1 tRNA gene is annotated in these 210 nt (G+C 52.9%); it reads right to left on the bottom strand.

The annotated features are described in order from the left end of the window. Positions 1-62: 62 nt before the first annotated feature. A tRNA-Leu gene (locus KY305_RS19820) sits at positions 63-146 on the bottom strand. Between the last annotated feature and the right edge of the window lie 64 nt (positions 147-210).

The following is a 210-nucleotide window of genomic DNA, read 5'->3' as shown; positions in this document are numbered from 1 at the left end:
ACCCGCGACCCCCACCTTGGCAAGGTGGTGTTCTACCACTGAACTACTTCCGCGTTTGGCAATGCGGATGAAGGGACTTGAACCCCCACGTCTGTAAAGACACTAGAGCCTGATTCTAGCGCGTCTGCCAATTCCGCCACATCCGCAAGAAAAACATGGTGAGCCATGAAGGACTCGAACCTTCGACCCTCTGATTAAAAGTCAGATGCT

The organism is Bacillus sp. YC2 (assembly GCF_019891195.1).
In the GTDB taxonomy this organism is placed as follows: domain Bacteria; phylum Bacillota; class Bacilli; order Bacillales; family Bacillaceae; genus Bacillus.
This window is presented reverse-complemented; position numbering and strand designations above follow the sequence as displayed.